We start from the raw sequence: 22,015 nt of genomic DNA, 5'->3' as shown, positions 1-22,015 counted from the left end.
CCGGGCCTGTCGGACGACGGGCCCGGCACCTTCGCCTCGCTGGGTCAGACGCGGTCGGCCGCGATCAGCAGGTACTGGAACGATCCGTCCCTGTACGCGTTGATGAACGCCTCCTCGATGCCCGTGACCAGCGAGGACGTGGCCCGCAGCTCCCAGTACGGCAGGGTCGCCGCCGTCAGGTCGATGACGGTCTGGGGGACCAGCCGGTTGTCGGCCATCGCCCGCAGGTACTCCCGGCGGGAGTGGATGTTGCACTCGAAGTGCGCGTTGATCTGCGAGACCCACTTCGACGGCTGGCCGTAGCGGGGGTTCCAGCAGCCGGTGATGGTCACGTAGCGGCCACCGGTCGCGAGGATGCGGGAGTGCTCGGCGAAGAGGTCGTGCAGGTCGACGTACATGCTCGACTCGTTGTTCCACGAAGCCGTGGCCCGGCCCGTGTCGAAGGGCGTGTCGAGCATGTTGCAGACCCGGGCGCGGACGTGGTCCTCGATGCCGAGTTCCCTGGCCCGCCGGTTGGCGAAGTCGGCCTGCTTGGCCGACAGGGTGACACCCTCGGCCCGGCATCCGAAGCGCTGGTGGGCCATGACCATGGAGCCGCCGCGCCCGCAGCCCGCGTCCACGAGGGTGTCGCCGCGCTCGACGGGACCCAGGTGGTCGAGGAGGACCTCTGTCTGCGCCGACTCCAGGCGGTGCAGTTCGGCGATCAGCCTGTCCTCGTACCCGCTGTCGTCGGCGGGGCCGAGGGCGGCGTGGTCGACGTCGCCGATGCCGTAGTGGTGGTGGTAGAGGCCGTCGACGTCGCCGAGGCGCAGGTTCACGGGCCTGGCCTCTCCGTCCCAGTAGCGGGCGATGTCACCTTGGTACGGGGACGCCGGCGCGGGGATGGAGACGGAGGTGCCGGTGGTGAGTTCAACGCTGGTCACGTGGAGGTTCATTCCTTACCAGAAGTCGGGCAGGCTGTATCGGTAGGTGTTGGTCTGGTGCCAGTAGTGGTTGCCGTCGACCCACACGGCCACCCCCCGGAGGAAGCGCTGCACGCTCGGGACGGGGCAGCCGGCCGCCAGGTCGGCGGCTTCCTTCTCGAAGTCGTGCATGAGGTCGTTGTGGACCTCGACCGCCTTCAGGTAGGCGTCCCGTTCGGAGACGCCCTCGCGTTCGGCGATCACCACCGGCAGGTTGAGGTGCTTGCCGGGGCTGTCCAGCTCCTTGGTGTAGGAGTACAGGTCGTTCACGATGGTGGTGGCGTTGCCGGCCAGGGCGATGACCCGTTGCACGGCGGGCTGGGCGTGCAGGTCGGCGGGGAGTTCGTAGCCGCCGATGGTGTCGGTGATCGTGGGGCAGGGGCGGAAGTTGTTGAACTGGCGCATCGCCAGGTACTCCCACACCTCCGGAACGTGCTCCTCCTGCGCCCACGCCGCCTCGGCGAGGTAGCCCAGGTGCAGCCGGCCCATGTCGTGCCGGTACCGGTCGGCCTGCGAGGCGGTGGCGTGCTGGAGGAAGTAGGCCATGGCGGAGCGGTAGGCGCGCCGGGGCGCGTCGGACCCGAGCGACTCCGCCCACCGCGGCTCGTACTCCTCGACCGTGTGCAGCGGGTCGAGGGCCGTGTGCGCGAGCAGCAGGCGGCTGCCGAGGCCGATGGGGGAGCCGCCGTGGTCCTCGCAGTAGCAGTCGTCGAGCACGTTCTCGGCGACCATCAGCCGGGTGGCGGCCATCAGGTGGTCGATGGTGGGCGCGTCCGGGTGGCAGGCGACCATGTAGCGGCCGACGGAGAAGCCGTCGAACTGCTCCTCCCACTCCGGGGGGTACAGCTCGGTCTCCTCCACCGCCCACGCCTTGATCCTGCGGCTGACCTCCTCGACCCGCGCCGGGTCGGGCTCGGTCACCGGGTGGTGGTAGAGCCCGGGAATCGGCCGGCCCTCCGCCTCCGGGGCCTCGGGCCCCGCGGGGACGGCGGGCTCCTCGTACCGGCCGAGGCGCAGGCTCGCCGTGCCCAGACCGCTCGGGCCGCGCAGGACCTGTCGCAGGGTGAGATCCGTGAGATCCATCAGAGGCCCCTCTAGCCGCGGCTGCGGCCGATCTGCACGTTCTCCAGGACGCCCAGCGCGTTGGGCACGAGGATGGCGGCGGAGTAGTAGGTACTGACCAGGTACGAGGTGATCGCCTGCTCGTTCAGGCCCATGAAGCGCACCGAAAGGCCCGGTTCGTACTCGTCGGGCAGGCCGGTCTGCCGCAGTCCGACGACCCCCTGGTTGTCCTCGCCGACACGCATCGCCAAGATGGAGCTGGTGTTCTCCCGGGTGATGGGGATCTTGTTGCACGGCAGGATCGGGACGCCGCGCCAGGCAGGGACCTGCTGGCCACCGAGGTCGACGTTGTCCGGGTAGAGCCCGCGGGCGGTGAAGCCGCGTCCGATCGCCGCGATCGTCCGCGGGTGGGCGAGGAAGAACCTGGTGCCGCGCCGGCGGCAGAGCAGCTCGTCGAGGTCGTCGGGTGTGGGCGGCCCGGAGTGGGGCTGGATGCGCTGCTTGAAGTCGGCGTTGTGCAGCAGGCCGAACTCCCGGTTGTTGATCAGCTCGTGCTCCTGGCGCTCGCGCAGCGCCTCGATGGTGAGCCTGAGCTGTTCCTCGGTCTGGTTCATCGGCCCGTTGTAGAGGTCGGCGACCCTCGTGTGGACCCGCAGAACCGTCTGGGCGACGGAGAGTTCGTACTCGCGCGGGCGGGCCTCGTAGTCCACGAAGGCGCCCGGCAGCTCCGCCTCGCCGACGTGCCCCGCGGACATCGCGATCTCGGCCTCGCCCTGCCGGTTCTGCCGCCGTCCCGCGAGCGTGCCGAACTCCCGGAGGTGGTCCGCGAGGCCAGGTGCCGAGGACACCACCGCGGCGAAGTCGGCGTGCGACAGGGTCAGCAGGGTGCCCGCGGTCTCGGCCGTGGCGGTGTAGTCCCACCGGGCGTCGGCGTCCAGGAGGGCGTTCTCGCCGAAGCTGCCGCCGTCGGCGAGCGTGGCGACGGCGGTCTCGTCGCCGTACTTGCCGACCGAGGTCTGGCTGATCCTGCCGTGGGCGATCAGGTGGATGCGCTCCGCGGGGGCGCCGCGCTCGGCCAGCACCTCACCGGCCCGGAAGTCGTGCTGGACGCAGCGGTCGGCGATGGCGGTCAGCACGTCGGCGTCGTCGAAGCCGCGCAGCAGGGCCAGTTCGCCCAGTTCCGCGGGGATCACCCGGACGTCGGCGCCGTCCTGGACGAACTCGATGCGGCCGTCCCCGACGGCGTAGCTCAAGCGGCGGTTCACCCGGTACGTGCCGCCCTTGGTCTCCACCCACGGCAGCATCCGCAGCAGCCACCTGGAGGTGATCTCCTGCATCTGCGGCGCGGACTTGGTCGTGGAGGCGAGGTTGCGGGCAGCCGTGGTGCCGAGGCTCAACTGCCGGGGCACCTCCTGCTCCGCCTCCGGGCTGGTGTCAACGGTCATCGGGCGATCTCTCCTTCGCGGCGGTGGCGAACGACGACGAGCGGCGGCGAACGACGGAAACGCTAGGTGCCCGTCGCGCCCAACTCGTGGGAAAGGCACCTGGGTTACCACGATGCAGCGATCTTGCCCGGTATCAGGTTTATCGGCATAACCGATGGTTCGGCTGTACGGCCGCCTGCCGTGCCCGGCGGTGACGGCGGTGCGCTGTGGGGCGGTGCCGCCGTATCCGCGTGACACGAGGGGTTCGGGGGTAGAGCGCCGTGGACCACTGTGCGCGAGGGAAGGGCGACGACGTCATGCAGAGATCAGCCGTCACGGGCCGTGCCCGTGCGAGTGCCGCGCTGGGCGCGGCCCTGGTGTCGACCGTACTCAGCGCCGTACCGGCGGGCGCCGCGCCCGCGCCCGGCGACGCGGGCGGAACCCCGGCACGGGAGACGGCGGCCACCGCACGCGAACGCGCCTGCCCCATCGTCTACTTCGACCTGGGCGAGACCCTCGTCCACACGGCGGACGACGGCGGTACCGGGTACCGGACCGGCGCCGCCGCCTACCTGCGTGCCCTGCGCGAACGCCACGTCAAGGTGGGTCTGATCACCAACGTGCCGTCCTCCTGGGGCACCACCGACGCCGAGCGTGCCGCCAGGCTGAGACAGGAGGTCGACGCCGCGTGGGAGGGATCCGCGCCCTTCGCGTGGAAGGACTTCGGCGACCGCGTGCTCACCCCGCGCACCGAGGCCGAGCGCAAACCGGCCCCCACCCTCTGGCAGCGGGCGAAGGCCGGCTCCGGCCACTGCCGGGTCGTCTACCAGGCGGAGACCGCCGAGGAGGTCAACGTGGCCGCCTCGCTCGGCTTCGTTCCGTACCGGATCGGCCGCCCGCACCGGCCGGCGTACCTCCCGGTGTGGTGGGTCGACCTTCTCGGCCGGTGACCTCGCGCCGCACCGCCCGGCCGCGCAGCAGCAGCTGGAAGACGGCGAGCAGGACCAGCGTCGCGAGCGCGCTGTGCCAGAGCAGGGCGTCCAGGCGCCCGGCCGAGAGGTAGGCGCCCACGGCGATCGCGGCCAGCGCGCACACCGCGCGGTCCACGATGCTCTCGACGGAGAGCAGCGTGGCGCGCGGGGCGTGCGCGGGCACCGCGTCGTTCACCAGCTTGCGCTGCACGGGGTACGCGAAGCCGGTCGCGGCGGCGAACAGGCAGAGCAGCGCGACGACGGCCCACGGTCCGCCGAACGTCATCGCCGCCAGGGTGCCCGCCAGCGCGAGGCTGAGCACGGAGACCCAGGCCACCGGCGACAGCCTGCGGCTCAGCCACTGGGGCCGGGCCGCCGCCACCGCCTCGGCCACCGTCATGGCCGCCATCACCCCGCCGTGCGAGGCCTCGGCGATGCCGTGGTCGAGCAGGATCGGCTGGAAGAGGTTGACCTGGCAGATCCGGGAGAGCGTGAAGACGGCCACGCCCTGCACCATCACCAGGGCCAGCCACCGCGAGGAGACGACGCAGCGCAGCGCGGTGCCCGCGTCCCGCAGGAACGCGCCGCGCCCGCCGTCCGCCCGCCGCCCGCCGCTGTCCGCCCCCGCGAGGCGGGGCAACGCCACGACGCAGGCGAGGGAGCCCGCCGCGCCGGCCGCGCTGAGCACGTATGGGGCCGCGTGGGCCACGGACATCAACGGCCCGACCAGCGGCCAGCACACGACCTTCGCCGCGAGGCCGAGCGCGCGGGCGGTGCCCTCGGCCCTCAGGTAGTGCTCGTCGCACTTCTCGGCCCGCAGGCCGTCGTACAGGTAGGCGCTCGCCGCTCCCGAGGTGAGCGACCGGCCCGCCGCGATGGCCAGGAAGTGGACGAGGAACCCGGTGTACGAGGCGCTGACCACCGGAGCCAGGTTCGCCGCCGTCATGACCACCGCTCCGGCCCGCAGGCAGTTGCGGGTGCCGATGCGGTCGGCGATCAGCCCGGTCGGGATCTCGAACAGGCAGAAGGCGACGTAGTAGATGCTCTGGATGCCGAAGATCTCCCCGTCCGAGAGCCCGGCGGCCTTCTGGTAGGCGTAGAACACCGGCATCCACCACAGCAGGTTGAACAGCAGCTGGAAGCCGTAGTTGAGCCGGATGATCCGGCGGGCGGTGTCGGTCGGCGCCGTCCTCGCGCCCGGGCTGCCGGCGCGCGCCGCCCTCACAGCGCGTACGGGCGGATCTGGACCAGCCGGAAGTCACCCCGGTCGGTCATCAGCCACTCGATGTCCAGCGGCCTGTCCACGTCGTCCGCGCTGAAGTGGGACTGCAGCAGCCGCCCCGTCAGGGACAGGTCGGCGAGCCGGGCGCGGACGGCGGCCGAGAGCCCGTCGCCCCAGGAGCCGAGCGCGACGGTGCGTCCGCCGCCCTCCACCGTGTTGTACAGGTACTGCTGCGGCAGGACCGAGCCGTCGACGACCTGCTCCGGGGAGCCGGGCGAGCAGTTGAGGTAGACGTTGCGGAAGTCCTCGCGGCGGGTCGGGTCGCACGTCACCAGGACACCGCCGAGGGTGGCGGGCACGTACTCCTGGACGATGACGCCCATGTAGGTGTCGTCCAGGGAGATGCCGACCTGGTGGCGCAGGCGCACACTGCGGGGTGAGAGCAGGGAGGCCCACACCTGGCGCACGGCGTCCAGGAGTTCGCCGGTGCCGTGCACGGTGGTGACGGAGTCGTAGACGCCCGCCGCCGAGAATCCGGGCAGGTCCTCGGCGTTGGACGAGGAGCGCACCACCAGACGCCCGCGCGAGTCCGACGACGCGGGGAAGGCCTGGCTGATCTGCCCGATGACCGGCTCCGGCACGGGCGTGTGCCGGATCAGGTGCTGCAGTTGCAGGCAGAGCGAGTCGAGGACGTCCGTCGCGTCGAGTTCGAGTGCCATCTTGAGCTTGCCGATGCCCTGCTGGAGGGCGGGGGAGGAGGCGAGGAAGCGCTGCTGGAGCGCGAAGGGCAGGGCGACGCCCTCGGGGGCGCCGACCGCGCCGGCCACGAACTCGGCCGCGCGGGCGCGGAGTTCGGACTCGGTCGGATCACTCAGGCCGAGGCGGGCGGCGAGGTGTCCGTAGAGGTCGTCGCGCGGCGGCCGTGGCCGTCCGTAGAAGGCGGTGAGGTCGGCCGTGCGGCTGTCCAGCACGTGGTGCAGCTCGCCGAGGTTGGCCGCCTTGGTGCCGTAGCGGTCGCGGTCGGCGGCGCGCAGCCGGTGCAGGGCAAGGACCGGCACGTCTTCGAGCAAGGGGGGTTCGAGGCGTATGCGCTGCTGGTGCCAGGCCGGGGCGCGCAGGTCGGGCTCGTGGTCGAGGCGTTCGAGGGATATCTCCTCGTCGGTGACCCGGTAGCGCACCCACGCGCCGTCGAGGCCGTCCCGCTCGACGAGCTGTTCCAGGTCGCGCACGATGGCGTTGGGTATGCCCCAGCCGGAGGCGAGGACGTTGGTGTGGGAGAGCGGGGTGATCGGCGCGGTGTTGAGGAACCCGGCCACGCGCGGCACGTCGTCCGGCAGGCACGGCATCGCCACGATGTCGGCCCAGCCGAGCCCGGCCTCCGCCGCCGCGTACTCCTCCTGGGTACGGAAGAACCGCAGCCGCCCCGTGGCCTCGCCCGGGTTGAGCGGTGTCCTGGCCCTGGTGCCGAAGAGCTCGTGGCTCAGGACGCGGGGCACGAGGAGTTCGCTGATCGCCGCGAGTGCCTCCTCCTGCCCGTGGTTGGCGGGCTTGAGCAGCAGCGGCAGCCGGCCGTCGACACGAGCGCGCACGAACGCGTAGAAGGACTGGAGCAGTTCCCCGTGCATCGTGTCGGCCTCGGTCGTCTCCAGGACGAGGAAGGTGCGCTCGCGGCCGTCCGTGTCCTCGTCGGTGTGCAGGGAGAGCACACCGAGCAGGAAGCGGCGTCCGGGGTCCATGTAGACGGAGGCGTTGAACGCGTCGAGCTCCGCGTCGAGCGCGGCGAGGTCCATGCCGAGGACACGGGTGGCGATGTAGTCGACGTGGAAGGGGTGCGCCGCGGTGTCGAGCAGGTGCCAGGTGTCCTCGGCACGGTCGACGACGACCTTCAGGTAGGGGTGGCCCGCCAGGACGCCGGAGAGGGTGCGGAAGAGCGGCAGGGAGAGGTTCTCGCCGATGACCGTGCGGTCCGTGGCCGGTCCCGCGGCGCCGGTGAGCAGGGGGGCGGTCATGCGGGCACCTCCTCGCGCCGGGCGCTGGGCAGCACCCGGGGGATGGCGTCGACCAGGGTCTCGAAGTCGCGGAGCACCGTCCGGGCGTCGGCGGCGGAGAGCAGGCACAGGGCCGCCATGGTGTTGGCGCCCGCGGCGGGGTCGTAGACCGGGACCACCTGGCCGTCGGCGAGTGAACTCTCCGCGACGACCGAAAGGGCACTGCCCCGGCTGAGCGGGACGTCCGCCGAGACGGTGGGGAAGTCCCACACCTTGCGCTCCGGCCAGGCCCCGCCGTCGCCGTCGACCGCGAGGACGACGAGGGAGCCCGCCGCGCCGCGCGCCTGGGCGGGGGCGAGGGCCCGTTCGGGCCACTCGACCGGGCGGCCGAGCAGATGGTCGACGAGCATGCCGACCAGGTCGAGCCCGAACACCTCCTCGATCTGCGGCACGGTCATCGCGCCGCCGAACCGCGCTGCCGTCTCGATCAGCCACATCCGGCCGTCCGCGCCGAGCTTGATCTCGGTGTGGGTGCCGCAGTCACGCAGGCCGAGGGCGTCGACGGCGCGCCGGGCCAGGTCCACGATCCGGTCCTGGGCGTCCTGGGCCAGCAGGGCGGGAGTGATGCCCGCGCGCTCGGTGAACGGCTCGACCGTCGGCATCCGGCCGCTCAGGCACACCGGGTGGAAGGTGCCGCCGGCCACGACGCCCTCGACGCTGACGTAGTCGCCCCAGCCGGGCTCGTCGAACCAGTCCGACGCGGTACCGGTCACGATCCGCTCGACCACGAAGTCCGCGTCGGCCTCGGCCACATGCAGTTCCGCGTAGCCCAACTGGGCCGATTCGGCCATCACGTCACGGGAGCGGGCCCAGGCGGCGGACGCCTCGTGCGGGGAGCGGATGATCTGGTGCGCCGTGGAGCCCGCGCTCCAGGCCGCCTTGAGGAGCAGCGGTCCCGGGAGATCGCGGGCCGCCGCGCGCAGGTCCGCCTCCGTGGCGACGGGGCGGAACTCGGGCTGGGGCAGCCCGTGCCGCTGCCAGGTGCGCCGCATCAGCCGCTTGTCGCGGGCGAGCGCGGCGGCGCCGCCCGCGCCCGCGAGGCCGAGGGCTTCGCACGCCTCGGCGACGGCGACGACCGCGTACTCGGAGAACGTGAGCACCGCGTCCGCGCCGACGGCCCCGGCCCGCGACACGATCAAGGACACCAGGTCGGAGCGGTGCGCGCCGTCAGGCATGACGACCGAGGCGCACAGTCTCCCGGCGGAGTCCGCCACGGCGGGAGGAAGAGCGCTGAGGGCCAGCAGGTGCACTTCCGCCCGCGCGGCGGTCCTGGACAGGACGTGACCGAGCGGCGGACCACCCTTGGCATGCACTAACAGCACCTTGCTCACTGAACTTCGTCTCCATTCGTCCGGTTGCCACGGATCGCCGTATGCGTGAGTGGGGGCGTGGGGGTCCGGGGGATGCCCCGGCCCACGTGGCGGGGCGTGTTCACCCGCTCACTCAAGGGGAACAGGTGGCAGGTGCCCGTGAGGCCGCCGAGACCGTGCGCGACTCAGGCATTTGCCTGAGAGCCCGGGCCGTGACCCCCGGCGCTTCGGCCGAGAGGCGGGATCGCGTGGGCGACAGGGCCGGACATCCGACGCAAGGTGACTGACTGTCAGTCAGTCATATACGGACGGAGACCGCTGTGGACGATTCCAGGCTCAAGGCACTGCTCGCACACCTTCCCGTGTTCTGGTCGGACGTGGACGGCACGGGTCGGATGGCGGAGCGGGGAGGCGAGTGCCGCACCTTCGACGCGGGCCGGCCCCGCCACGAGGGCCGCGCCACCGGCCGTACGCACGGCCCCGCGGCGGAGACGCACGCCCCCGCCGCGCCCCCGCGCGGCTACGCCGCCTTCGTCGATCTCGTGGACCTCGCGCCGGCCGCCGCCTTCATACGGGACAGCGACGGCCGCTACCTGTGGGCCAACCACGCCTACGCGCACCTCTACGGCACCGTGCCGGACGAGGTGGTGGGCAAGTACATCGAGGACTTCGACGCACCGGCCGACGCCGACCAGTTCCGCACCCTCGACCAGGAGATACTCGACCGCGGTACGCCCGTACGCCACACCATCGGCTACCGGCGCCCCGACGGCAGCGCGGGCCGGGCCGTGGGCCACCGCTTCCCCGTACGGGAGGACGCGCGGACCTGCGTCGCCGGAATCTACGTGGACGTCACCGACCACCTGCGCGCCACGGTCCAGTGGCAGGAGGCCGAGGAGAACCTGCAGGCGCTGCGCGACCACAGCGGCCTGCCCTGCGCACTGCTCTCGGCCAACGGCCGTGTGGTCGAGGCGAGCGCGGCGGCCGCCGAACTGCTCCGGATCAGCCCCCACGACCTGGTCGGCCGCCGGGCGCACACCTTGCTTGCCCCGGAGCCGGGACTCGACCGGCTGCACCACCGGTGGAACAACCTCATAGCGCGCCGCACCAGACGAGTGGAGGTCCCTGCGGTACTCGTGGACGCCCACGGCCTGCACCGGCGCGCACAGCTCCACCTGACGACGATCGGCCACACGACGGCACGGGCCCGGCACGTCTGGGCCGTCGTCACCCACCAGGGCCTCGCCCACGAGGCGCATCCCTCGCTCACCGCCGCGCAGATCCGCATCCTCTCCCTCCTGGCGGAGGGCAGCAGCAACAGCGACATAGCCACCTCGCTGCACCTGTCCCGCCAGACGGTCGACTACCACCTCAGCCGCCTGCGCCACCTCCTGGGCGCGGCGACCCGCCCGGCCCTGGTGGCCCGCGCCTACGTCCTCGGCATCCTGGCCCCCCGCGCGTGGCCGCCGCGCTCGGCCACGGCCGCGCACCCGCTCAGCACGGTCTGAGGAACCGGACGGGGCACTCAGACGCGGTCCAGGACCACCACCGGGATCGACCGCTCGGTCTTGGTCTGGTACTCCTCGTACGCCGGCCATGTGGCGACCATCGTCCGCCACATGTCCGGTTTCTCGTCCGGGATCGCGGTGCGGGCCCGGGCGGTGTAGCGGTCGCCCTTGACCTGCACCTGGACCTCCGGGTTCGCCTCCAGGTTGCGGTACCACAGGGGCGGCGCGTCGGCGCCCCCGTTGGAGGCCACCACCAGGACCGCGTCACCGTAGGGCCGGTAGATCAGGGGGGTGCTGCGGGGCTCACCGCTCTTGCGGCCGATGGTGGTGAGGATCAGCACCGTGGTGCCCTGCCAGTCGTGGCCCTCCGCGCCGTCGGTCTCCTGGTAGCGCTTGACATGCTCTTTGCCGAACAGCATCTGGCGTCTCCTCTGCGTCCTCACGCGGTCGTGCGGCTCCGTGGAGCTGTGCACCACCCAGTCTCACGGTCGGCGAGGTGGTTTTCCACGCGGGCGCGGTTCGCTCGGCGCGCCCGGACCAATGCGCGGGGACGGCGGAGGGGTCAGTGGGCCGACGGCGTTCTCAGCGGATGTTGACGTCGATGCACGCGTAGAAGGCGTTGGCCGTGTCGCCGATGTTCCACACCGCGAGGACCTTGTGCCTGCCGGTGAAGTTGCCGAGGTTGACCTGGTGGGAGACGGTCGCCGGCGGCTGCTGGTTGCGGCCGTCGATGGTGGCGACCTTCGTGCCGTCGACGAAGTACTCGTAGTTCGCGGTGCGGTGCCGGGCGGTGAACGTCCAGGTGAAGGTCTGCGTCCTGCTGACGTCGCTGACCTTCCAGCCCTTGCTGTCGTTGTCCAGATCGGCGAACCGGGCGTTGCCGCCGCTGCAACTGCGCAGGCCCTTGGGGCCCTCGACGCTCTGCGGCTCGTACTTGATGTCGCCGCAGGCCACCGTGCGCGCGGCGCACTGCGCCTGGCGGCTCGCGGGGCCGTTGACGTATCCGTGCGCGTTGGCCGAACCCGTCGGCAGCGTCAGGGCGAGGACGGGTGCCATGCCGGCACCGATCACCGCGGCCAGCTTCCGCTTCTTGTCCATGCGTACTCCTTCACGGGGCGTGCTTCATGGGGGTGTGCGGCGTGAAGTGCTCGTGGGGCGGTGGAGCGGTACGGGGGCCGAGCAGTGGGGCCGGATGTGCCCGGCTGCCGATTAGTCCAGACCATAGACTTCGGCTGGGCACCGTCAAGATTGGATTCCGGCCAAGCGCGGTGAGCCGCACCCGGCTCCCGGCGGCGTCGGCGGTGCTCGTACGCGAGTCGATGGTCACGGCGGCGAGGCTGTCCGGCCGCCCCGGAGGGCGGCGACCGCGTCACCCGTACAGCCCGGCGGAGTCGTGCTGCCGCGCCGACCGGCGGAGTGTTGCGGAGGGACTCCGGCAGCGCGAGGGACGGATCGAGATCATGACGGCAAGGTCGGTCGACGCGGGCCGCGAGAAGATGGTCACCGTCGTCGAGGTGGCGCTGGTGGACGGCGCCTGGCAGTACCGGGACCTCAACTTCGCCTGGGAGCCCTCCGGGGGCGGGGAGGAGGCGGAGGGGCCCTCGGCCCACTCCGCGGGCGCGACGGGATCTCCCGGCCCGCCCAAGAAGATCGCCCCGTTCGCCTCCCCGCGCAACGGCCTCGCCTCGGTCCGGCTGGGCAAGGACTCCTACCGCGTCTACTACGTGGACACCTACGGCGGCATCATCGAGCTGGCGCTCGACGGCGGGCACGTGCGCAGCCGCAACCTCACGACCGAGCTGGGCGCGCCCGTGGCGGGCGCCATCAGTCCGCTGGCCGTCACGGAACCGGGAAACCTCGCGGTCCACTACTTCGACACGGACAACCGCCCGGTCCGCCTGAACCACACGGGCGGATGGCACTGGCACCGCTACGGCGAAGCGCCCGCGGCGTCGGCTGCCAGCCCTCTGGCGGCGATGGTCACCGCCGACGTCCAGCGGGTGCTCGTCTACTACCTGGACACCCGCAACCACCTCGTCGAAGTCATCTGGCACCGCGACAAGAACGTCCTCGTGACCGATCTCAGCTCGCTCATCAGCAGACTGCCCGCGGTGTCACCGGTCAGCTCGCTCGCCGCCGTCGGGTTCACCGCGGACTCCCGGCGGATCTTCTACCTGGACGTCGGCAACAACCCCGTGGAGGTGGCGCACACCCCCGGGCGCACCGGCCAGATCTGGTGGTCCCACAAGAACCTGACGCTCGCCTCGGGTGCTCCGGTCGCCCGCGAGGGCAGTGCGATCGCCGTCGCGCTCACCAGGACCTCGGAGTCCCGGCTGTACTACCAGAACGTCACCGGCGACATCGCCGAGGTGGAGAACTACCACCCCACCACCCCCGGCCGGCTCGCCGACGGCGGGGACGGCGCCCCGACCGCCACGGACACCAGCGCGCTGGCGGCCGTCATCACCGCCGACGACGTCAGGAACTACGTGTTCTACGCGCACGGCGGCGGCCGGCTCATCAACCTCGAATGGACCGGCGGCGGTTGGCGGTCCCGCGATCTGAGCACGGAGCTGCGCCTCCCCGCGGTCGCGCACGCGGGACCGATGACGGCCCTCTTCGACCTCGGTCCGCGCGCCTACTACCTGAGCTCCGAGTAGGGGACACGCCATGGAACTGAACGACACCTACCAGAAGGCCCTCGACGGCACCCTGCGCTCGGTCGCCAGGGGCGACGAGGGCACGCTGGTCATCACCAACGACACCCCGGTCCGTCTCGACATCTTCTGGATCGACGACCTGGGGGACCACGCGGGCTACAACGCGCGCACCAAGCTGTGGGAGGCGGGCTACCCCGGCACCGGCCTGGACCCCGGGGGCGGGCAGATGATGGTCACCACCTGGCCCGGCCAGTACTGGCTCGCCCGGGTCTCCCTGTCCGGCGCCTTCGTCGCCGTCGTCGAGATGACCGACCGCGCGCGGCAGCTCACCACCCTCTCCGGCGCCCACCTCCTCGACCCCAACGACATCGGTGACGTGCCGATGCCCGGCGGGGCGGTGGTCATCCCGCCGGACGGGCCGAGGGTCCTGGTCGGCGCGGGCAGGCTCCCCAACCTCAACACGGTGACGCGGGAGCAGTTCTGGCAGCGCCAGCCGGAGTCCTACAGCCTCGCGCCCGGGCAGACGAAGACGGTCAACTACACGGCGTCGTCCGGTATGCAGGACAGCTCATCGACCTCCGACACCGTGGCCAAGTCCGTCGGCGCGAGCCTGAGCGCGGGATGGGGCCCGGTCAGCGCCTCCGTGTCCGCGTCGCTGAGCACCACGTCGACCACGAGTCAGCAGGTCACCACGACGACGCAGACCACTTCGTTCGTGTCGAACGAGTACAAGAACCTCACCGACGACCCGGAGATGATGCTCTTCTGGCAACTGGTGGACGTCGTGACCGTCTTCGACCCCAAGGGCACCTCGCTGTCCTCCATCGTGTCCGGCACCCAGCCCGTGGTGGTCTCCGGCCCGTGGAACATCGACGATTTCCTCAGCACGCCCAAGCGGCCCAAGGAGCGGAAGGCGCCGAAGGGGGCCGCCGGCGGGGAGACGTGGCCGCGTCCGACGCTTGAGTCGATCGAACCGGCTCCCGACGACACGTCGGCCGAACCGGCACCCGGCGACTCGTCCGCGTGAGCGGTCGAGCCCGAGCACCAGGGAGCCCAGGAGATTCAGCATGCCACTCGACCGGTCCCTCAAGCCGACCCCGGGCGGATATCAGATCCAGGCCCTCGGCCGCCTCTACGCCGGAACGCTGGGAGCCACGATCCTCTGGCGCCCGGACGGACAGCAACAGCTCAGGGTGGGTGTGTCGAACGCGCACGTCCTTCCCGACAAAGGAGCGGCGGTCGTCCAGCCGCATCAGGGCAAGCCCGGCAGCCGCGTCATCGGCAGCGTCGACGCGGTCTGCCCGGGAAAGCCGTACGAGAGCGAACAGGCGTACTTCGCGGACAAGGAGCGCCGGGAGGACGCCAGGTTCGACTTCGCGTACTTCCGTGCCACCGAGGCGGAGACGTCGACGCGCATCGAGTGCCTCTACCCCGGCCCCCCGGGCACGGGCGTCGGCGACCCCGACCCCCCGGCACTGGCGTACCGGGCTCCCCGGCAGGGCGAACGGGTGCGGTGGATCGGGCAGAAGACGGGCGAGGTCAAGACGGGGGAGATCGTGGCCACCGACTTCTGGGCGTTCATGTCCCACAACCGCGAGAAGGGCCACTTCGTCGGCATCGACGAGCTGATCAAGATCAAGCCCCTCGAAGCCCTCTCGGACTACGGGGACTCGGGCGCGGCGCTCGTCGCCGACGACATGCATGTCGTCGGCCTGTACTGCGGCTCCACCGAGGACCTGGCATACGAGGTCGGCTCCCGCATCCCGGAGGACGCGCTCGACCTCGGGACGACCGTCCTGGTGGCCGAGAAGGTGGCCAGGGAGAGGTATGAGCTGTACAAGCGGAAACCGAAGACGTGCGTGGTGCAGTGACGCCGCGGCCTGGAGGGACACCCGCCTGTCACCCTGTACGCCCGCCCGCCCACACCGCCGGGGTCCGGCCCGCCCACGGACTCGCCTGTTCGAGCTGGCCGGCCAGCCGGAAGAGGCGGCCTTCCCTCCCGTGACCGGCGGCGAACTGCATGCCGACCGGGAGCCCGGTCCCGGGGTCGGCCGCCACGGGTACGGACATGGCCGGAGTACCCGCCACGTTGAACGCCAGGGTGAACGGCGAGCGGTCGTTGAGCCGGGCGATCCAGTCGAAGCCGTCCAGTGCCTCCGCACCCTCCGCATAGGCCCCCAGGGCCATGGGCAGCTCCGGCAGGGTCGGCGTGAGCAGCACGTCGTAGGCGTCGAAGGTCCGGGCCAGGCTTCGGCCCACCCGGTTCCGTATCCCGAGCGCGGCGACGAGCTGGGGGCCGGTGACCCGCTGCCCGTAGTGGTAGCCGGCAAGGGTCTCCGCCTCCAGGGTCGTGGCGTCGACGGGCCGGCCGAGGGCGGCGGCGAGACCGTCGACCGACGCCGCGAGGTTCGCCGTCATCAGCCGGGCGGTGGCCAGGACGAACTCCTCCCAGTCGGCCCCGAGACCGACCCGCGCCTCCGTCACCCGGTGACCGAGGGACTCCAGCAGGACCACGGTGCGGGAGAGGGCGTCGGCCACCGGCCCGGCGGTACGGCGCCCGCCCCACGCCCGGGGGAGGACACCGACCCGCAGCACCCCCGGATCGCGGGTGACCTCCTCCGCGTAGGAGCGGCACGGCTGTGCGGCGTAGTACGGATCGCCCGGCTCGGGCCCGCGGATCTGGTCGAGCAGGACCGCACTGTCGCGCACGGTGCGGCTGACACCGCCCTGCACGGCCAAGCCGCTGAACACCTCGTCGGCGCCGGGCCCCATGGAGACCCGGCCGCGGGTCGGCTTGAGGCCGAACAGGCCGTTGCAAGCCGCGGGGACGCGGAGTGAGCCCGCCGCGTCCGTGGCGTGCGCGACCGGGACCACTCCGGCGGCGACGGCCGCGCCCGCGCCCCCGCTGGAACCGCCCGCGCTCCGGCCGGGGTCCCAGGGGTTGCGCGTCGGCCCGTACAGCACGGGTTCCGTCGTGATGCTGTAGGCCAGCTCCGGCGTCGCGGTACGCCCGAACGTCACGAGCCCGGCGCGGCGGAAGCGCCGCATCAGCGCGGAGTCCGCGTGCGCGACGTTGCCCGCCGCGAGACGGCTGCCCAGCTCCATCCGCCTGCCGGCCATGGAGACGCCGATGTCCTTGATGAGGAACGGCACGCCGGCCAGGGGCGCGCGGGCGGGGGCCGGCCCGTCGTCGCAGGCCCACGTCTCGACGACGGCGTTGATCCGCGGGCCGACCGCCCGCGCGGCCTCCCGTGCGGCCGCTTCCACTTCGGCGGGGGTCACCTCGCCCCTGGCCACCAGTTCCGCGAGGCCGACCGCGTCCTGACCCACGTACTCGCTGACTCTCACTGCCGCTCCCCGCACTCTCGGCCCGAAGGTGGATACCGTTCAGTCCCGAGTGATACCGCTCGGTATCACGCAGGACGGATTGGTACCGTAGCAGGCATCACTCGGAACCAGTGACTCGCGGAGCGGTGATGACATCCACGGCAAGAAGGCCGGGCAGAGTGGCCAAACTGCCGCCGCGCGAGCGCATCCTCGACGCGGCGGAGGAGCTGTTCCAGAGCCAGGGGATCGCGCGGGTCGGCGTCCAGGCAATCGCCGAGCGGGCCGAGACCACCAAGATGGCGATCTACCGCCACTTCGAGACCAAGGACGCGCTGGTGGCGGAGTGGCTGCGCATCCTCGCCGCCGACTACCAGGCGGCCTTCGACCGGGTCGAGGCCGAACACCCCGGCCGGCCGAGGGAGCAGATCCTGGGCCTGGCGCGCTTCATCGCCGAGGGGCTGCCGACGCTCTCGTACCGGGGCTGCCCGTTCGTCAACTCCCTCGCGGAGCTGCCCGACCGCTCCCACCCCGCCCGGCAGGTGATCGAGGAGCACAAGGCCCGCCAGACCCGCAGGCTGGTCGGCATGTGCGCCGGGGCCGGTTTCCCCGACCCCGAGCAGGCCGCTGCCGAGATCACTTTCGTGCTCGAAGGGGCGCAGGTCAGCACGCAGAACGGAAGCATCGACCGGGCGGGGGAGCGGCTGCTGCGGATCGTCGAGGGGATCGTGGACCGCGCGCGGGACTCCGCGCCGTCAGCGTGTCCGGCGTCTCGGACGGGGTGACACAGGCTCTCACACCCCCGCGTCGGGGTGGGCGGCGCTGAGGCTGTGCACGGCGGTCCGGTCGGCGTGCGGGGCGAGCAGGTCCCGCAGCTCCTCCGCGGCGGCTTCGAGGAGACGGCCGTCGCGGGTGGCGTGCAGGGTCTCCAGTACGAACGCGACGCGGACGGAGTCCTCGGTGACCCGGGTGCGGTGGGCGTCGCGGTGGTTCCAGTGCCGGGTCAGGACACCGGTGGCGTCGGTGTAGACGATCTCGCCGGCCCTGGGGTTCTCGACGGTGTCCGGCTCGCCGAGCGGGGTGAACTCCTCGGTGCCGTCGGCGTACCGGATGTCGATGTCGCCCGCGACCTTGTCGAGGTCGAAGGCGCCGGCGGGCAGGGCGTGGCGGACGGAGACGGTGTTGTACGAGTCGACGGCCGGATTGATGCGGGGGAGGGTGCCCTTCTTGGCCATGCGGCGGCCGAGCGCGTCGACGCTGGGCCGGATGCGGCGCGGGTTGGTGCCGAAGGAGCGGTAGGCGGTGTGCCATGCCTCGATGCGCGGATCGTTCTCGTCGGCCGGCTGCCAGGTGCCGTCGGCGAGCTGCCGCTCCAGGTCCGCGACGGCGGCAGCGGTGGCGGGCCACGGCTCGTGGCCGCGCAGCCCCGTGGCGGTGACCACGGCGATACGGGTGTCGGGGAAGGCGTCGGTGACGGCGGGGCCGATGCGCAGGATCATGGGAGAAGGCTCTGTTCCTGGAGGTTGTGGGCGGGGTGGAGCTGGACCGGGGGCGGGGTGTGTGACGGGCGGTGGCGTGTGCGGCGCCGTGGCGCCGGATCACGCCTCCCAGGGGCCCATGCGGTCCAGGCGGCGGCGCTGCTGCCGCGCGGTGGTCTCGTCGAGTCCCCGGGCGCGTTCGGCGAGGCGGTCGGCGATGCCGGCGCGCTGCGTGACCGGCTTGTGGTCGTCGTACTTGAACTTGGCCCGTACGTCGGTGACGTCGAGGCGCAGGCCCCGGATGCCCGGCAGCATGCGGCCGTACGGGGCCTGGCCGACGGCCACGGGTGCGTGGTCGCCGTCGGGCTGGAAGTGGGCGAGCTGGCGGCGCAGCAGTTCGGCCTTGGCTTCCGGGTCGTCGACTATGTGGGCGCGGCAGGTGAACTGGACGGCCGCGTAGTAGCTGGTGGGGACGCCTTCGACGGGTGGGGTGCCGGGTCCGGCGCGCCAGGGGCCGGGGATGAAGGCGTAGTCGCCGATGACGGTGAACGTGACGTGCGGGTCGTGCTCGATCGCCTTCCAGACCGGGTTCGGCCGGGCGAGGTGGATGAGCAGGTGGCCCGCGTCGCCGCCGGTGAAGTGGGTGGGGACGGTGACGGGCGGCCGGCCGGGCGGGCCGTTGACGCTCAGGAGGCCGAAGTCGTGGCCTTCGGCGATCCAGGTCTGCCACTCGGCGTCGTCCAGGCTGGTGTCCCAGGGCTGGATGAACATGGAGGTCTCCTAGCGGGGGGGCGACGTCAGGGGTGGGGCGGAACGCCCGGGCCGCCGACACACTCCCCGGCTTTCACAGTGGAACGACCCGACCGTACAATGAACCGACCGCCTCCTGTCAACCAAACGACCGGGCGGTACATTCCATCGCTCAGCGGCTCGCGCGTCCCCGCGCCCCCCACTCGTAGGACGGTGATCAGGTGCCCGAGGCAGAGGCAGCCCTGCGCACACTCGCGCACAACGTGAGAGCCGCCCGTACGCGCGCGGGTCTCTCCCTCGACGAGCTGGGCCGGCGGGCCAGGGTCAGCAAGGGCGCCCTGGTCGGCCTGGAGAAGGCGCAGGGCAACCCGAACTTCGCCACGCTCGTCCGGCTCGCCGACACTCTCGGCGTCTCGGTGTCCGCCCTGATGGAGGGGCCCGCGGAGGGACGCGTCCGGGTGGTGTCCGCCGACGAGGTCGTGCCCCTGTGGTCCGGTGGGAGCGGTGGCGAGGCCCGCCTCATGCTGACCACCTCGGGACCGGCTCCGGTCGAGGTCTGGCGCTGGAGCCTGGAACCGGGGGAGGAGTACCCCAGCCATCCGCACCAGGCCGGCGTCGTGGAGACGGTCAGCGTCACGCACGGCCGGATGACGCTCGTCGTCGACGGCGGGGAGCATGCCGTCGAGGCCGGCCAGACGGCCGCGTTCGACGGCGACACCGCGCACACCTATCGCGGCGCGGGCACCGAAACCTGCCACCTGATCATGACGGTCCACATCCCACCGGGCCCCGGCCCGGCGGCTGCCGCCTTGTCCGCCTCCCGGGGCGCGGCGTACGGTTCCGCTGGTGGAGACGGAACATAGACCCGCCGCAAGGGTTCTCTGCCTGGACGCCGCCGACCGGGTGCTTCTCCTGCGGTGGCGGGACCCGGTCGCGGGCACCTACGTGTGGGAGTCGCCCGGCGGCGGCATCGAGCCCGGTGAGACGCCCCTCGCGGCGGCGCGGCGCGAGCTCGCCGAGGAGACCGGCCTTGACCCGGCGTCAGTACTCGACCGGTCGGTGCCCGTCGACCGTGACGTCCGCTGGGCGGGGAAGCGGTACGTCGGGACGGAACTGTTTTTCCTCGCCCGCCACCCCGTCGAACGACCGCCACTGCTGCGCACCGGGCTGCTCCCCGAGGAACGGACCAGCCTGCACTCCCACGCCTGGTTCGCATGGCCGGAGCCCCGGTCCCTGCCGGACCCGGTCGAGCCGCCACAACTGCTCGCGGTGCTCAACGCGCTGGCGCCCGAGGGTCCTTGGCGCATAGCTGCCCACTGAGGCGTGATCAGTCGGCGTCCGGGGTCCGGAAACCGCGGAAGGTCACCTTCTGGTGGTACGCGAAGCCGAGTCGTTCGTAGAGAGCGATGGCGCCGGTATTCGCCTCGGCCACGTGCAGGAAGGGGCGTTCGCCCCGGGCCAGGATGCGGTCGGCCAGCGCGCGCACCAGGCGGGCCGCGTGGCCCCGGCCGCGCGCCTCGGGGGCCGTGCACACGGCACTGATCTCGGTGTGGCCCGGGGGCCGCAGCCGCTCGCCCGCCATCGCCACCAGGCGTCCGTGTTCGCGGATGCCGAGGTAGGTGCCGAGTTCGCGGGTACGGGGCCCGAACGGCCCCGGCTGGGCCCGCTCGACGAGGTCGAGCATCTCGGGCACGTCGTCCGGGCCGAGCTCGGCCACCGCCGACTCGGTCGTCGCAGGCTCGGTCACCGTCGGCTCGGTCGTCGCGGTACCGCCGCCCGGGCGCGGGGCGTCGAGTGGGCCGCTGTCGGGCCAGAGCATCTGGCGGCCCTCCAGTACGAAGACCGGCTCCCAGTCCGCCGGCGGAAGCGCGGGGCTGCTGAACATGTCGGCGAAACCGCCGGGCCCGAGCAGCTTCGCCAGATCCGCCCAGTCCTGGGCGCCGGGCTCGGCCGGCAGTGCGCAGAACGTCGAGACTCCCGGCAGGTAGGTGGCCGCCTGTCCGAGCCGTCGGCCCAGATGCGCGTGTGCGCCGAGCAACGACTCGGTCACGGGGTTGGCGAGGGCTGCGGTATCACTGTTCATCCCGCCGATCCTTCCATCCCGGTCCGCTCCGGTGGCACCGGGGAGGCCTCCGGCCACGACCGGCCCCCGCCGAAACGGCGCGAGGGGCGTGGCCGAGCCACGCCCCTCACCCTCACACCGCTCGTCGAGCAGGAGAACCAAGGCTCAGCGCCGGCCCTTGAGCCGCTCCACACCGGCGACACCCACGGCGGCGAGGCCGATCTGGATGGCGAGTTCGATCCAGTCGATGCCCTTGGTGTCGGCGACGTCCAAAGCTCCGGCGATGGCCGTGCCGATGAGGGCGGCGATAACACCGACCAGGATGGTCCACAGGACGCCGATGCGCTGCCGGCCCGGCAGGACGAGACGCCCCAGGATCCCGATGACGACACCGATCACGACCGCGGTGATGATCCCTGAGATCTCCATTGCTGGCTGCCTCTCTCTATAAGCCATCTACATAGGTGTAGATCTACGGGTGCCCCGTCCTCGCCGAGGCAGTCCCCCACGTTTCACCCCGAGGCGGGAGAGGGGCGGAGAGGGTCACCCAGGGGTCGTGCGGACGCCGTGGAGGAGAGGTCAGTTGCTGTGCATGCTCTGTGCCATGCGCACCAGCTCGTCGGTCTCCGCTGCGTCGATCTCGACGTCGAGGACGGTGCAGACGCGGCCGAGCAGGTAGTAGAAGCCCGCGAGGACCAGGGTCTCGACGAGCTGCTCCTCGGTGTAGTGCGCCGCCACCGCCGCGAAGCGGTCCTCGTCCACCAGGGGTGAGGCGGCCGCGGCCGCGGCGAAGCCGAGGAGCGACCGCTGGGCAGGGGTGAAGACATCGGCGTCGTACCGCTTGCCGCGCACGGCGGCGCGCTGGGCGTCCGTGACCCCCACGGCCCGGGAGATCGGGACGTGCTGCTCCCACTCGTACTCGGCCTCGAAGACGGTGCCGTAGGTGAGGATCAGCAGTTCGCGGTCGATCGCGCTGAGGCTGCCCTCGGCGAAGAGCGCGGCGCCGAGGCGGGCGATCTGGGTCACCGACCGGGGCGCGTGACCGAGTATCCGGTAGACGTTGATGATGCGTCCCTGGCTGAGGGAGCGCAGGGACTCGGGCATCGACGCGTCGTCGAGGCAGGGGATGCGGGACATGGCGTCTCTCTCTTCGGTGGGGTGACGGGCTCTTCGGTGGGGTGACGGGGCTCTTCGGTACGGTGACGGGCTCTTCGGTGGGTGGTGGTGAGGACGT

The 22,015-nt window shown here is 72.0% G+C and carries 21 protein-coding genes and 1 pseudogene; 8 read left to right on the top strand and 14 right to left on the bottom strand.

Annotated features, from left to right (window positions below; translation table 11 throughout):
• Positions 1-44 precede the first annotated feature (44 nt).
• The 3 genes and pseudogenes from AB0I16_RS11945 to AB0I16_RS11935 all read right to left on the bottom strand — a co-directional run bounded on the left by AB0I16_RS11945 (position 45) and on the right by AB0I16_RS11935 (position 3,469).
• Positions 45-935 (bottom strand): geranyl diphosphate 2-C-methyltransferase, encoded by an 891-nt coding sequence (locus AB0I16_RS11945; protein WP_363249191.1) that lies wholly within the window; start codon positions 933-935, stop codon positions 45-47.
• A gap of 3 nt (positions 936-938) precedes the next feature.
• Positions 939-2,024 (bottom strand): annotated as a pseudogene (locus tag AB0I16_RS11940) (family 2 encapsulin nanocompartment cargo protein terpene cyclase); the annotation flags it as partial.
• Positions 2,025-2,056: 32 nt separating this feature from the next.
• Positions 2,057-3,469, bottom strand: a complete 1,413-nt coding sequence (locus AB0I16_RS11935) for a family 2B encapsulin nanocompartment shell protein (RefSeq protein ID WP_363249190.1) — start codon at positions 3,467-3,469, stop codon at positions 2,057-2,059.
• A 296-nt stretch (positions 3,470-3,765) separates the two neighbouring features.
• On the opposite strand from AB0I16_RS11935, the gene AB0I16_RS11930 reads away from it, so the two are divergent.
• A complete protein-coding gene (locus AB0I16_RS11930) occupies positions 3,766-4,398 on the top strand; it encodes a hypothetical protein (protein ID WP_363249189.1) in 633 nt (210 codons plus the stop codon).
• On the opposite strand, the gene AB0I16_RS11925 is transcribed toward AB0I16_RS11930, so the two are convergent.
• The 3 genes from AB0I16_RS11925 to AB0I16_RS11915 are packed head-to-tail and all read right to left on the bottom strand — an operon-like array spanning position 4,298 to position 9,020.
• Positions 4,298-5,644 (bottom strand): MFS transporter, encoded by a 1,347-nt coding sequence (locus AB0I16_RS11925; protein ID WP_363249188.1) that lies wholly within the window; start codon positions 5,642-5,644, stop codon positions 4,298-4,300. The genes AB0I16_RS11930 and AB0I16_RS11925 overlap by 101 nt on opposite strands.
• The gene (locus AB0I16_RS11920; RefSeq protein WP_363249187.1) at positions 5,641-7,650 is read right to left on the bottom strand and encodes a PEP/pyruvate-binding domain-containing protein; all 2,010 of its coding nucleotides are present in this window, start codon (positions 7,648-7,650) and stop codon (positions 5,641-5,643) included. Before AB0I16_RS11920 ends, AB0I16_RS11925 begins: the two co-directional genes overlap by 4 nt.
• Positions 7,647-9,020, bottom strand: a complete 1,374-nt coding sequence (locus tag AB0I16_RS11915) for an ATP-grasp domain-containing protein (RefSeq protein WP_363249186.1) — start codon at positions 9,018-9,020, stop codon at positions 7,647-7,649. The genes AB0I16_RS11920 and AB0I16_RS11915 overlap by 4 nt, the downstream gene beginning before the upstream one ends.
• Positions 9,021-9,319: 299 nt before the next feature.
• On the opposite strand from AB0I16_RS11915, the gene AB0I16_RS11910 reads away from it, so the two are divergent.
• Positions 9,320-10,507, top strand: a complete 1,188-nt coding sequence (locus AB0I16_RS11910; RefSeq protein WP_363249185.1) for a PAS domain-containing protein — start codon at positions 9,320-9,322, stop codon at positions 10,505-10,507.
• Positions 10,508-10,524: 17 nt separating this feature from the next.
• Here AB0I16_RS11910 and AB0I16_RS11905 read toward each other — a convergent pair whose 3' ends face one another.
• Both AB0I16_RS11905 and AB0I16_RS11900 read right to left on the bottom strand, forming a co-directional pair.
• Positions 10,525-10,926, bottom strand: a complete 402-nt coding sequence (locus tag AB0I16_RS11905) for a nitroreductase family deazaflavin-dependent oxidoreductase (protein WP_363249183.1) — start codon at positions 10,924-10,926, stop codon at positions 10,525-10,527.
• 163 nt (positions 10,927-11,089) lie between these two features.
• Positions 11,090-11,605: a lytic polysaccharide monooxygenase auxiliary activity family 9 protein gene (locus AB0I16_RS11900; RefSeq protein WP_363249182.1), complete on the bottom strand. Its 516-nt coding sequence runs from the start codon at positions 11,603-11,605 to the stop codon at positions 11,090-11,092.
• Positions 11,606-11,967: 362 nt separating this feature from the next.
• On the opposite strand from AB0I16_RS11900, the gene AB0I16_RS11895 reads away from it, so the two are divergent.
• From AB0I16_RS11895 to AB0I16_RS11885, 3 genes are read left to right on the top strand one after another with little or no spacing between them, the layout of a single operon-like run.
• On the top strand, positions 11,968-13,167 hold the full coding sequence (locus AB0I16_RS11895; RefSeq protein ID WP_363249181.1) for a hypothetical protein: 1,200 nt from the start codon (positions 11,968-11,970) through the stop codon (positions 13,165-13,167).
• Between the two features lie 10 nt (positions 13,168-13,177).
• Positions 13,178-14,194: a hypothetical protein gene (locus AB0I16_RS11890; protein ID WP_363249180.1), complete on the top strand. Its 1,017-nt coding sequence runs from the start codon at positions 13,178-13,180 to the stop codon at positions 14,192-14,194.
• 40 nt (positions 14,195-14,234) lie between these two features.
• Entirely contained in the window at positions 14,235-15,038 is an 804-nt protein-coding gene (locus AB0I16_RS11885) for a hypothetical protein (protein ID WP_363249179.1), read from the top strand.
• A gap of 28 nt (positions 15,039-15,066) precedes the next feature.
• Here AB0I16_RS11885 and AB0I16_RS11880 read toward each other — a convergent pair whose 3' ends face one another.
• Positions 15,067-16,515 (bottom strand): amidase, encoded by a 1,449-nt coding sequence (locus AB0I16_RS11880; protein ID WP_363249178.1) that lies wholly within the window; start codon positions 16,513-16,515, stop codon positions 15,067-15,069.
• A 128-nt stretch (positions 16,516-16,643) separates the two neighbouring features.
• Between AB0I16_RS11880 and AB0I16_RS11875 the strand changes: the two genes are divergently transcribed.
• Entirely contained in the window at positions 16,644-17,276 is a 633-nt protein-coding gene (locus AB0I16_RS11875; RefSeq protein ID WP_363249177.1) for a helix-turn-helix domain-containing protein, read from the top strand.
• A 9-nt stretch (positions 17,277-17,285) separates the two neighbouring features.
• On the opposite strand, the gene AB0I16_RS11870 is transcribed toward AB0I16_RS11875, so the two are convergent.
• Positions 17,286-17,990: a phenylalanine--tRNA ligase beta subunit-related protein gene (locus AB0I16_RS11870; protein WP_363249176.1), complete on the bottom strand. Its 705-nt coding sequence runs from the start codon at positions 17,988-17,990 to the stop codon at positions 17,286-17,288.
• Positions 17,991-18,089: 99 nt separating this feature from the next.
• On the bottom strand, positions 18,090-18,740 hold the full coding sequence (locus AB0I16_RS11865) for an FMN-binding negative transcriptional regulator (protein WP_363249175.1): 651 nt from the start codon (positions 18,738-18,740) through the stop codon (positions 18,090-18,092).
• Between the two features lie 200 nt (positions 18,741-18,940).
• On the opposite strand from AB0I16_RS11865, the gene AB0I16_RS11860 reads away from it, so the two are divergent.
• Both AB0I16_RS11860 and AB0I16_RS11855 read left to right on the top strand, forming a co-directional pair.
• Positions 18,941-19,582, top strand: coding sequence for an XRE family transcriptional regulator (locus tag AB0I16_RS11860; RefSeq protein WP_363249174.1), 642 nt, complete (start codon positions 18,941-18,943; stop codon positions 19,580-19,582).
• On the top strand, positions 19,566-20,039 hold the full coding sequence (locus AB0I16_RS11855; protein ID WP_363249173.1) for an NUDIX domain-containing protein: 474 nt from the start codon (positions 19,566-19,568) through the stop codon (positions 20,037-20,039). The genes AB0I16_RS11860 and AB0I16_RS11855 overlap by 17 nt, the downstream gene beginning before the upstream one ends.
• Positions 20,040-20,046: 7 nt before the next feature.
• Here the strand turns inward: AB0I16_RS11855 and AB0I16_RS11850 are convergent, their stop codons facing one another.
• The 3 genes from AB0I16_RS11850 to AB0I16_RS11840 form a co-directional block, all read right to left on the bottom strand.
• The gene (locus AB0I16_RS11850) at positions 20,047-20,802 is read right to left on the bottom strand and encodes a GNAT family N-acetyltransferase (protein ID WP_363249172.1); all 756 of its coding nucleotides are present in this window, start codon (positions 20,800-20,802) and stop codon (positions 20,047-20,049) included.
• Between the two features lie 144 nt (positions 20,803-20,946).
• Positions 20,947-21,210: a GlsB/YeaQ/YmgE family stress response membrane protein gene (locus tag AB0I16_RS11845; RefSeq protein WP_363249171.1), complete on the bottom strand. Its 264-nt coding sequence runs from the start codon at positions 21,208-21,210 to the stop codon at positions 20,947-20,949.
• Between the two features lie 150 nt (positions 21,211-21,360).
• A complete protein-coding gene (locus AB0I16_RS11840; RefSeq protein ID WP_363249170.1) occupies positions 21,361-21,918 on the bottom strand; it encodes a carboxymuconolactone decarboxylase family protein in 558 nt (185 codons plus the stop codon).
• Positions 21,919-22,015 lie beyond the last annotated feature (97 nt).

Origin of the sequence: Streptomyces sp. NPDC050703 (genome assembly GCF_040654435.1) — a bacterium.
GTDB lineage: Bacteria > Actinomycetota > Actinomycetes > Streptomycetales > Streptomycetaceae > Streptomyces.
The sequence above is the reverse complement of the archived record's forward strand: the minus strand, read 5'-3'. Positions and strand labels throughout refer to the sequence as shown.

Excerpts from the sequence above, each read along its gene's own strand:
- AB0I16_RS11945 (WP_363249191.1), bottom strand. The coding sequence starts at position 935 with ATGAACCTCCACGTGACCAGCGTTGAACTCACCACCGGCACCTCCGTC.
- AB0I16_RS11935 (WP_363249190.1), bottom strand. The coding sequence starts at position 3,469 with ATGACCGTTGACACCAGCCCGGAGGCGGAGCAGGAGGTGCCCCGGCAG.
- AB0I16_RS11930 (WP_363249189.1), top strand. The coding sequence starts at position 3,766 with ATGCAGAGATCAGCCGTCACGGGCCGTGCCCGTGCGAGTGCCGCGCTG.
- AB0I16_RS11920 (WP_363249187.1), bottom strand. The coding sequence starts at position 7,650 with ATGACCGCCCCCCTGCTCACCGGCGCCGCGGGACCGGCCACGGACCGC.
- AB0I16_RS11905 (WP_363249183.1), bottom strand. The coding sequence starts at position 10,926 with ATGCTGTTCGGCAAAGAGCATGTCAAGCGCTACCAGGAGACCGACGGC.
- AB0I16_RS11900 (WP_363249182.1), bottom strand. The coding sequence starts at position 11,605 with ATGGACAAGAAGCGGAAGCTGGCCGCGGTGATCGGTGCCGGCATGGCA.
- AB0I16_RS11895 (WP_363249181.1), top strand. The coding sequence starts at position 11,968 with ATGACGGCAAGGTCGGTCGACGCGGGCCGCGAGAAGATGGTCACCGTC.
- AB0I16_RS11890 (WP_363249180.1), top strand. The coding sequence starts at position 13,178 with ATGGAACTGAACGACACCTACCAGAAGGCCCTCGACGGCACCCTGCGC.
- AB0I16_RS11885 (WP_363249179.1), top strand. The coding sequence starts at position 14,235 with ATGCCACTCGACCGGTCCCTCAAGCCGACCCCGGGCGGATATCAGATC.
- AB0I16_RS11875 (WP_363249177.1), top strand. The coding sequence starts at position 16,644 with ATGACATCCACGGCAAGAAGGCCGGGCAGAGTGGCCAAACTGCCGCCG.
- AB0I16_RS11870 (WP_363249176.1), bottom strand. The coding sequence starts at position 17,990 with ATGATCCTGCGCATCGGCCCCGCCGTCACCGACGCCTTCCCCGACACC.
- AB0I16_RS11865 (WP_363249175.1), bottom strand. The coding sequence starts at position 18,740 with ATGTTCATCCAGCCCTGGGACACCAGCCTGGACGACGCCGAGTGGCAG.
- AB0I16_RS11850 (WP_363249172.1), bottom strand. The coding sequence starts at position 20,802 with ATGAACAGTGATACCGCAGCCCTCGCCAACCCCGTGACCGAGTCGTTG.
- AB0I16_RS11845 (WP_363249171.1), bottom strand. The coding sequence starts at position 21,210 with ATGGAGATCTCAGGGATCATCACCGCGGTCGTGATCGGTGTCGTCATC.
- AB0I16_RS11840 (WP_363249170.1), bottom strand. The coding sequence starts at position 21,918 with ATGTCCCGCATCCCCTGCCTCGACGACGCGTCGATGCCCGAGTCCCTG.